Source organism: Pedococcus sp. P2_E4 (genome assembly GCF_056403935.1).
In genome coordinates this window covers 38,628-48,144 of record NZ_JBFUEO010000014.1, presented here as the reverse complement: position 1 = coordinate 48,144, position 9,517 = coordinate 38,628, and the positions used below count along the sequence as shown (strand labels likewise).

At 67.9% G+C, this 9,517-nt stretch carries 10 protein-coding genes; 9 read left to right on the top strand and 1 reads right to left on the bottom strand.

Going from position 1 to position 9,517, the window contains the following annotated elements:
- Positions 1 to 48: 48 nt before the first annotated feature.
- The 4 genes from rpsL (at position 49) to tuf (ending at position 4,441) form a co-directional block, all read left to right on the top strand.
- The gene (gene rpsL, locus AC1DV7_RS09125) at positions 49 to 423 is read left to right on the top strand and encodes a 30S ribosomal protein S12 (protein ID WP_056883290.1); all 375 of its coding nucleotides are present in this window, start codon (positions 49 to 51) and stop codon (positions 421 to 423) included.
- A complete protein-coding gene (rpsG, locus tag AC1DV7_RS09120; protein WP_477596733.1) occupies positions 423 to 893 on the top strand; it encodes a 30S ribosomal protein S7 in 471 nt (156 codons plus the stop codon). The genes rpsL and rpsG overlap by 1 nt, the downstream gene beginning before the upstream one ends.
- A 105-nt stretch (positions 894 to 998) precedes the next feature.
- Positions 999 to 3,116: an elongation factor G gene (gene fusA, locus AC1DV7_RS09115; RefSeq protein ID WP_477596791.1), complete on the top strand. Its 2,118-nt coding sequence runs from the start codon at positions 999 to 1,001 to the stop codon at positions 3,114 to 3,116.
- Positions 3,117 to 3,244: 128 nt separating this feature from the next.
- On the top strand, positions 3,245 to 4,441 hold the full coding sequence (gene tuf / locus AC1DV7_RS09110) for an elongation factor Tu (RefSeq protein WP_477596731.1): 1,197 nt from the start codon (positions 3,245 to 3,247) through the stop codon (positions 4,439 to 4,441).
- Positions 4,442 to 4,549: 108 nt separating this feature from the next.
- Here the strand turns inward: tuf and AC1DV7_RS09105 are convergent, their stop codons facing one another.
- The gene (locus AC1DV7_RS09105; RefSeq protein WP_477596729.1) at positions 4,550 to 5,854 is read right to left on the bottom strand and encodes an alpha-hydroxy-acid oxidizing protein; all 1,305 of its coding nucleotides are present in this window, start codon (positions 5,852 to 5,854) and stop codon (positions 4,550 to 4,552) included.
- A 449-nt stretch (positions 5,855 to 6,303) separates the two neighbouring features.
- Between AC1DV7_RS09105 and rpsJ the strand changes: the two genes are divergently transcribed.
- Genes rpsJ through rplB form a run of 5 tightly spaced genes read left to right on the top strand, consistent with a single transcriptional unit; the run spans position 6,304 to position 9,507 of the window.
- Positions 6,304 to 6,612 carry a 30S ribosomal protein S10 gene (gene rpsJ / locus AC1DV7_RS09100; protein WP_009775966.1) on the top strand — a complete coding sequence of 103 codons (309 nt, stop codon included), beginning with the start codon at positions 6,304 to 6,306 and terminating at the stop codon, positions 6,610 to 6,612.
- Positions 6,613 to 6,622: 10 nt separating this feature from the next.
- Complete coding sequence (gene rplC, locus AC1DV7_RS09095) at positions 6,623 to 7,273, top strand: 50S ribosomal protein L3 (RefSeq protein WP_477596726.1); 651 nt, start codon at positions 6,623 to 6,625, stop codon at positions 7,271 to 7,273.
- Entirely contained in the window at positions 7,273 to 8,334 is a 1,062-nt protein-coding gene (gene rplD / locus AC1DV7_RS09090) for a 50S ribosomal protein L4, sunset domain variant (protein ID WP_477596724.1), read from the top strand. Before rplC ends, rplD begins: the two co-directional genes overlap by 1 nt.
- Positions 8,331 to 8,636 carry a 50S ribosomal protein L23 gene (gene rplW, locus AC1DV7_RS09085; protein ID WP_477596723.1) on the top strand — a complete coding sequence of 102 codons (306 nt, stop codon included), beginning with the start codon at positions 8,331 to 8,333 and terminating at the stop codon, positions 8,634 to 8,636. The genes rplD and rplW overlap by 4 nt, the downstream gene beginning before the upstream one ends.
- Before the next feature lie 34 nt (positions 8,637 to 8,670).
- On the top strand, positions 8,671 to 9,507 hold the full coding sequence (gene rplB / locus AC1DV7_RS09080; RefSeq protein WP_477596721.1) for a 50S ribosomal protein L2: 837 nt from the start codon (positions 8,671 to 8,673) through the stop codon (positions 9,505 to 9,507).
- Positions 9,508 to 9,517 lie beyond the last annotated feature (10 nt).

The window sequence follows — 9,517 nt, the reverse complement described above, 5'->3', positions numbered from 1 at the left end:
GGACTGCGGTCCGACGGTGCAGAACATCAACTACGTACGGAGAACAGGTTGCCTACGATCAACCAGCTTGTGCGCAAGGGGCGTCAGGACAAGGTCACCAAGACCAAGACTCCTGCCCTCAAGGGCTCGCCCCAGCGCCGTGGCGTGTGCACGCGTGTGTACACCACCACCCCCAAGAAGCCGAACTCTGCCCTGCGCAAGGTCGCCCGTGTGCGCCTCACCAGCGGCATCGAGGTCACGGCCTACATCCCCGGCGTCGGCCACAACCTGCAGGAGCACTCCATCGTGCTCGTGCGTGGCGGTCGTGTGAAGGACCTCCCCGGCGTGCGCTACAAGATCGTGCGCGGCTCGCTCGACACCCAGGGTGTCAAGAACCGCAAGCAGGCCCGTTCCCGCTACGGCGCGAAGATGGAGAAGAAGTAATGCCTCGCAAGGGACCCGCGCCGAAGCGCCCCCTCGTCGTCGACCCGGTCTACCAGTCCCCGCTGGTGACCCAGCTGGTCAACAAGATCCTCCTCGATGGCAAGAAGTCCATCGCCGAGACCATCGTCTACGGCGCCCTCGAGGGCTGCCGCGAAAAGACGGGCACCGACCCGGTGGCCACCCTCAAGCGCGCGCTCGACAACATCCGTCCGACGCTCGAGGTCAAGTCCCGCCGCGTCGGCGGTGCGACCTACCAGGTCCCGGTCGAGGTCAAGCCCAACCGCGCCACGACCCTGGCCCTGCGCTGGATGGTCGGCTACTCGCGTCAGCGTCGTGAGAAGACCATGACCGAGCGCCTCATGAACGAGATCCTCGACGCGTCCAACGGCCTCGGCGCCGCGGTGAAGCGTCGCGAGGACACCCACAAGATGGCCGAGTCCAACAAGGCCTTCGCGCACTACCGCTGGTGACAGCGAGGTGTGCCGTCCGCTCGCTCGAGCGGACGGCATACCCCCTCGCGGTCGGAACGACCGCAACGCAGTACTTCCGCAACGAGCGAGATGAGAGCAATTACATTGGCACTCGACGTCCTGACGGACCTGACCAAGGTCCGCAACATCGGCATCATGGCGCACATCGACGCCGGCAAGACGACGACGACGGAGCGCATCCTCTTCTACACCGGTGTCAACCACAAGATCGGTGAGACCCACGACGGTGCCTCGACCACCGACTGGATGGAGCAGGAGAAGGAGCGCGGCATCACGATCACGTCTGCCGCCGTGACCTCCTTCTGGGAGGGCACCCAGATCAACATCATCGACACCCCCGGTCACGTGGACTTCACGGTCGAGGTCGAGCGCTCGCTGCGCGTCCTCGACGGTGCCGTCGCCGTGTTCGACGGCAAGGAGGGCGTCGAGCCCCAGTCCGAGACCGTGTGGCGTCAGGCCGACAAGTACGACGTCCCCCGCATCGCGTTCGTCAACAAGATGGACAAGCTGGGCGCGGACTTCTACTTCACCGTCGACACCATCAAGGACCGCCTCGGCGCCGAGCCCCTCGTGCTCCAGCTGCCGATCGGCTCCGAGAACGACTTCGTCGGTGTCGTCGACCTCATCTACCGTCGCGCGCTCGTGTGGCCCGGTGACGCCAAGGGTGACGTCACCATGGGTGCCAAGTACGAGATCCAGGAGATCCCGGCCGACATGCTCGAGAAGGTGGAGGAGTACCGCCACCACCTCGTCGAGCGCGTCGCCGAGTCCGACGACGTCCTCATGGAGAAGTACCTCGGTGGCGAGGAGCTGACGCCGGAGGAGATCAAGGGCGCGATCCGCAAGCTCACGGTCAACTCCGAGCTCTACCCGATCCTGTGCGGCTCCGCGTTCAAGAACCGCGGTGTGCAGCCGATGCTCGACGCTGTCGTCGACTACCTGCCGTCGCCGCTCGACGTCCCCCCGATGGTCGGCCACAAGCCGGGCAACGAGGAGGTCGAGATGACGCGCAAGCCGAGCAAGGACGAGCCGTTCTCGGCCCTGGCCTTCAAGGTCGCCTCGCACCCGTTCTTCGGCACGCTGACCTTCATCCGCGTCTACTCCGGCCAGATCTCCGCCGGCTCCGCCGTCGTCAACACGACCAAGGGCCGCAAGGAGCGCATCGGCAAGCTGTTCCAGATGCACGCCAACAAGGAGAACCCCGTCGACGAGGCCCTCGCGGGTCACATCTACGCGGCGATCGGCCTCAAGGACACCACCACCGGCGACACCCTGAGCGACCCGAACGAGCAGATCGTGCTCGAGTCGATGACGTTCCCGGACCCGGTCATCCAGGTGGCCATCGAGCCCAAGACCAAGGGTGACCAGGAGAAGCTCTCCACGGCCATCCAGAAGCTCTCCGCCGAGGACCCGACCTTCCAGGTCCACCACGACGAGGAGACCGGCCAGACGATCATCGCCGGCATGGGCGAGCTCCACCTGGACATCCTCGTGGACCGCATGAAGCGCGAGTTCAAGGTCGAGGCCAACGTCGGCAAGCCGCAGGTGGCCTACCGCGAGACGATCCGCCGCACCGTGGAGAAGTACGACTACACCCACAAGAAGCAGACCGGTGGCTCCGGCCAGTTCGCGAAGGTGCAGATCAGCATCGAGCCGCTGGACACCACCGAGTCGGGCGAGCTGTACGAGTTCGAGAACAAGGTCACTGGTGGCCGTATCCCGCGCGAGTACATCCCGTCGGTCGACGCCGGTATCCAGGACGCCATGCAGTACGGCGTGCTCGCCGGCTACCCGCTGGTGGGGATCAAGGCCTCGCTGCTCGACGGCGCCTACCACGACGTCGACTCCTCGGAGATGGCGTTCAAGATCGCCGGTTCCATGGCGCTCAAGGAGGCCGTCCGCAAGGCCGACCCCGTGCTGCTCGAGCCGATGATGGCCGTCGAGGTGCGGACGCCCGAGGACTACATGGGCGACGTCATCGGCGACATCAACTCCCGCCGTGGCCAGATCCAGGCCATGGAGGACATCAGTGGCGCCAAGGTCGTGCGCGGCCTGGTCCCGCTCTCGGAGATGTTCGGCTACGTCGGCGACCTGCGGTCGAAGACCCAGGGCCGGGCCAACTACTCGATGGAGTTTGACTCCTACGCCGAGGTCCCCAAGGCTGTGGCCGAGGAGATCATCAAGAAGACCCGTGGTGAGTGACCGGTAGCATTACCGGTCGGCACCGCGAGCAGCACGACAAGCACCACCCAGCACCACCCCCACAATCCGCGCCACGCCCGTCAGGTCGTAAGGCGTTTCACCAAGAAGAGTCCTGAGGAGGACATCAAGTGGCGAAGGCAAAGTTCGAGCGGACTAAGCCGCACGTCAACATCGGCACCATTGGTCACATCGACCACGGTAAGACGACGCTGACGGCTGCGATTTCCAAGGTCCTGCACGACAAGTACCCGGACCTGAACCCGCAGTTCGCGTTCGACGACATCGACAAGGCGCCCGAGGAGAAGCAGCGCGGTATCACCATCTCCATCGCGCACATCGAGTACCAGACCGAGGGCCGTCACTACGCCCACGTCGACTGCCCCGGGCACGCGGACTACGTGAAGAACATGATCACGGGTGCGGCGCAGATGGACGGCGCCATCCTCGTGGTCGCGGCCACGGACGGCCCCATGCCGCAGACGAAGGAGCACGTCCTCCTGGCCCGCCAGGTCGGCGTTCCCTACATCGTCGTGGCGCTCAACAAGGCCGACATGGTCGACGACGAGGAGATCCTCGAGCTCGTCGAGATGGAGGTCCGCGAGCTGCTGTCCTCCTACGAGTTCCCCGGTGACGACCTGCCGGTCGTCAAGGTCTCGGCGCTGAAGGCGCTCGAGGGCGACGAGGAGTGGGGCAAGTCGGTCCTCGAGCTCATGGACGCCGTCGACACCGCGATCCCCGAGCCGGAGCGCGAGATCGACAAGCCGTTCCTCATGCCCGTGGAGGACGTGTTCACGATCACCGGTCGTGGCACCGTCGTCACCGGTCGCATCGAGCGCGGTGTCCTCAAGGTCAACGAGGAGGTCGAGATCGTCGGCATCCACACCGGCCCGCCGGCCAAGACCACCGTCACCGGTGTCGAGATGTTCCGCAAGCTCCTCGACGAGGGTCGCGCTGGCGAGAACGTCGGCCTGCTCCTTCGTGGCACCAAGCGCGAGGACGTCGAGCGTGGCCAGGTCATCGTGAAGCCGGGTTCCATCACCCCGCACACGAACTTCGAGGCCAACGTCTACATCCTGTCCAAGGATGAGGGCGGCCGTCACACGCCGTTCTACGACAACTACCGCCCGCAGTTCTACTTCCGCACCACGGACGTGACCGGCGTCGTCTCGCTGCCCGAGGGCACCGAGATGGTCATGCCCGGTGACAACACCGAGATGAACGTCGAGCTCATCCAGCCGATCGCGATGGAGGAGGGCCTCAAGTTCGCCATCCGCGAGGGAGGCCGCACCGTCGGCGCCGGCCGCGTCACCAAGATCACCAAGTAACATTCGGCGACTTCGTCACCGGTGATCTGACACACCAGCATCACCAGGAGGGCCCCACAGCTTCGGCTGTGGGGCCCTCCTGCTTGTCCGGTATGCCGCGTGGCCGGGTCAGCGGGGCGTGGGCTGCAGCAGGTCGGGGGACAGGGCTGCCACCGAGGTCACCCCGGACAGCCCCAGGGTGAGGTCGAGCTCGGCGAGGACGTTGGCGATGACGTCGCGGACGCCCTCGGCCCCCGCGAGGGCGAGTCCGTAGACGTAGGGCCGCCCGAGGGCGACGGCGTCGGCCCCGAGCGCGAGGGCCTTGACGACGTCGGACCCCGTGCGCACGCCGCTGTCGAGGATCACGGTGGTGTCCGGGCCCACGGCCGAGCGGACGCCCGGCAGCGCGTCCAGCGAGGCCACGGCTCCGTCGACCTGCCGTCCGCCGTGGTTGCTCACGACGATGCCCGACGCCCCGGCGTCGACCGCCCGCTGGGCGTCCTCGGGGTGCAGGATCCCCTTGATGACGATCGGCAGCTCGGTGCGGTCGCGCAGGGTGCCCAGCTGCTCCCACGTGAGCCCCGGGTTGGAGTAGATGTCGAGGAACGTCTCGACGGCGGCTCTGGGTTCGGGTGAGCGCAGGTTGGAGCGCAGGTCACCGGGGTGCTCCCGGCTGATCGACAGCAGCGACCGGATCGCGGCGAGGGTCACCTTCACGTCGTCGCGGCCCTCGAGCGCCGCCTTCTCGGCCACCCGCTCAGCCACGATCTCGCGGAAGCGTGGGTCGGAGGTGTACTGCGCGATCCCGACGCCCTGCGAGAACGGCAGGCTGCCCAGGTTGAGGTCCTGCGGCCGCCAGCCGAGCATCGTCGTGTCCAGCGTGACGACCACGGCCCCCGCGTCGATGGCGGCAGCCCGGGCGAGCAGGCTGTCGACCAGCCGCTCGTCGGTCGACCAGTACAGCTGGAACCAGCGGGGCGCGTCGCCCATGGCTTCGGCGACCTCCTCCATCGGCGCGCAGCCCTGGTTGGAGATGACGTACGGCACGCCGGCCTGCGCGGCGGCCCGCCCGATGAGCACGTCGCTGTCGGCGTGGGCCAGGCCGGCCGCGCCGATGGGGGCGAGCAGCAGCGGGGTGGGCAGCGGCTGCCCCAGCACGGTGGCGGCGAGGTCGCGCCGGGTCGCCCCGGGGAGCATCCGGGGGACGATCTGCCACCGCTCGAAGGCCGCACGGTTGGCCCGCATCGTCGCGCCCTCGCCGGCGCCGCCCGCGACGTAGGCCCACGCCCTGGGAGACATGCACTGCTCGGCCCGGCGCTCGAGCTCGGCGAAGTCGGTGGGCACCTGGGGTCGGTGTCCCAGGACCCCCGCCCGGTAGATGAGTCCCTGCCGGGCGCGGCCGGGGCCGGCCGGAGTGGTCGACGGCGTCGTCATGCCGCGATCCTGCCACCGCGGCTCTGCCCGTGGGGGAGCGTCGGGGACCGGGGTCTCCCGCGTCCGGGGCCGCGCCGTGGCACGGCATACGGGCTGCTCGCGGCAGGCGCGACGCGCCACCTGCGCGGGTATGCCGGGTGCCCCGGCCTCGATTTGGTAGGTCGCCACCGCCTCTGGCACACTGGAGCGGTTGCTTGACGCGCGGCGACGACCCATGTCGTCTCCGCCACCCCCGGTGCCACACCTCGAACCGTGCTCCCACGCACGGGGCGACACTCCAGGGAAGCGCAAGCCCCGGCTCTGCCGGACTTCCGAATGATCCGCACGATCTGCGTGGAAACGCATGTCGTCGGGCCGCGAAGCGGGTGCGACACACCCGACCGCGGGGGTCGGAGGTCAGCAGAGGCGGCCACATGCTAGATGTTCGGCGAGAGAGAGACGTAACGGAGATGGCGGGACAGAAGATCCGCATCCGACTGAAGTCGTATGACCACGAGGTCATCGACAACTCGGCGCGCAAGATTGTCGACACGGTGACCCGTGCCGGTGCGACGGTGGTTGGCCCCGTGCCGCTGCCCACGGAGAAGAACGTCTTCGTGGTCATCCGTTCGCCCCACAAGTACAAGGACAGCCGCGAGCACTTCGAGATGCGCACCCACAAGCGCCTCATCGACATCATCGACCCGACGCCCAAGGCCGTCGACTCGCTGATGCGTCTCGACCTGCCGGCTGACGTCAACATCGAGATCAAGCTCTGAGGCTGACGAAATGACTGCTACCAAGACTGTGAAGGGTGTGCTGGGCAAGAAGCTCGGCATGACCCAGGTGTGGGACGCCGACAACCGGCTCGTCCCCGTCACCGTCATCGAGGCGGGCCCCTGCGTCGTCACGCAGGTTCGCGCCGCCGAGACCGACGGATATGCCGCTGTGCAGATCGCGTTCGGCGCGATCGACCCGCGCAAGGTGACCAAGCCCCTCACCGGCCACTTCGAGAAGGCTGGCGTGACTCCTCGCCGCCACCTCGTCGAGCTGCGCACCGCTGACGCCACCGAGTACGCGCTCGGCCAGGAGATCACCGTGGAGGCCTTCGAGGCCGGCCAGGAGATCGACGTCACGGGCACCACCAAGGGCAAGGGCTTCGCCGGTGTCATGAAGCGTCACGGCTTCCACGGCGTCTCGTCCTCGCACGGTGCGCACAAGAACCACCGCAAGCCGGGCTCGATCGGTGGCTGCGCCACCCCGGGTCGCGTCTTCAAGGGAATGAAGATGGCCGGCCGCATGGGCGGCGTGCGCCAGACCACCCAGAACCTCGAGATCCACGCCGTGGACACCGACAAGGGTCTGCTGCTCGTCAAGGGTGCCGTTCCCGGCCCCCGCGGCGGCACCGTCCTCGTCCGCACGGCCGCGAAGGGACGCTGATGTCTACGCGTACTGAAGCCACGCTGCCCGCCGAGATCTTCGACGTGCAGGTCAACGTGCCGCTGATCCACCAGGTCGTCGTGGCCCAGCTGGCCGCTGCGCGTCAGGGCACGCACTCCACCAAGACCCGCGGCGAGGTCCGCGGTGGTGGCCGCAAGCCCTACCGCCAGAAGGGCACCGGCCGCGCCCGTCAGGGCTCGACCCGTGCGCCGCAGTTCGCCGGTGGTGGCGTCGTCCACGGCCCGCAGCCGCGTGACTACGCCCAGCGCACCCCCAAGAAGATGAAGGCCGCCGCCCTGCGTGGCGCCCTCTCCGACCGGGCCCGTCACGACCGCGTCCACGTGGTCGACTCGCTCGTCACCGGTGACGCCCCGTCCACCAAGGACGCGCTGGCCATCCTCGCCGGTCTGACCGACCGTCCGAACCTGCTCGTGGTGCTCGACCGCAGCGACCTCGTGTCGATGAAGTCGGTCCGCAACCTCGACGGCGTGCACGTGCTCGCCGCCGACCAGCTCAACACCTACGACGTGCTCTGCGCCGACGACGTGGTCTTCACGACCTCCGCGCTCGACGCGTTCGTCAACAAGGTGCAGCCGGTGGGTGGGGCCGTCGTCGCCGCCGAGACCGAGGTCGTCGTGGACGCCCCAGCCAAGGTCGCCAAGGCTGACAAGCCTGCGAAGGCCGACAAGCCTGCGAAGGCCGAGAAGGTCGCCAAGGCGGACAAGCCGGCCAAGGCCGACAAGGTCGCGAAGGCGGACAAGCCCGCCAAGGCCGACAAGCCCGCGAAGGCTGCCGAGCCGGCCACCCTGGTCGACACGGACGCTGCCGACGGTGGCTTCGGCCCCGACTCGGCCGCTGCGCTCGAAGACGGCTCGGCCCCCGAGGGCTTCGACGTCAAGGGCAACAAGGACTCGATGAAGTACCACGTTCCCGGCTCCCGCTGGTACGACGCGACCATCGCCGAGGTCTGGTTCCGCACTGCGGATGCCGCCGCGGCTGCTGGTTTCGTCCCTGCCGGTGGCGAAGCCGCCCAGGACGTGGCTGAGGAGGAGACGAAGTGAGCACCCTCGCTGCTGGCAAGGACCCGCGCGACATCCTGATCGCGCCCGTCGTGTCGGAGAAGTCGTACTCGCTGCTCGACCAGGGCAAGTACACCTTCATCGTCGACCCCCGCGCCAACAAGACCGAGATCAAGATCGCGATCGAGCGCATCTTCGACGTCAAGGTCGACTCCGTCCACACCCTCAACCGTGTCGGCAAGACCCGCCGCACCCGGTTCGGCATCGGCAAGCGCAAGGACACCAAGCGTGCGATCGTCACCCTCCGCGAGGGCACGATCGACATCTTCGGTGCCGGCGCCTGACGCGAACGCTGAAGAGACGTAAGGGATTACGAACATGGGTATCCGCAAGTACAAGCCGACGACGCCTGGCCGTCGTGGCTCCAGCGTTGCCGACTTCGTCGAGGTCACGCGCTCCACGCCGGAGAAGTCGCTGGTCCGTCCACTGACCAAGTCCGGCGGGCGCAACAGCAACGGCCGCATCACGACGCGTCACATCGGTGGTGGCCACAAGCGCGCCTACCGCGTGATCGACTTCCGTCGTCACGACAAGGACGGCGTGCCGGCCAAGGTCGCTCACATCGAGTACGACCCCAACCGCACCGCCCGTATCGCGCTGCTGCACTACGCCGACGGCGAGAAGCGCTACATCCTGGCCCCCAAGGGCCTGGAGCAGGGCGCCAACATCGAGAACGGCCCGGCCGCCGACATCAAGCCCGGCAACAGCCTGCCGCTGCGCAACATCCCGACCGGTACGGTCATCCACGCCGTCGAGCTCAAGCCCGGTGGCGGCGCGAAGATCGCCCGTTCGGCTGGTGTCCGTGTGCAGCTCGTCGCCAAGGACGGCCCCTACGCCCAGCTGCGCATGCCGTCCGGTGAGATCCGCAACGTCGACCTGCGCTGCCGCGCCACGGTCGGTGAGGTGGGCAACGCCGAGCAGTCCAACATCAACTGGGGCAAGGCCGGCCGCATGCGCTGGAAGGGCAAGCGCCCGACCGTCCGTGGTGTCGCCATGAACCCGGTCGACCACCCGCACGGTGGTGGCGAGGGCAAGACCTCCGGTGGTCGTCACCCGGTCAGCCCGTGGGGTCAGGCCGAGGGCCGCACCCGTCGCCCCGGCAAGCCCAGCGACAAGCTCATCGTTCGTCGCCGCCGCACTGGCAAGAAGCGCTGATAGGAGCCTG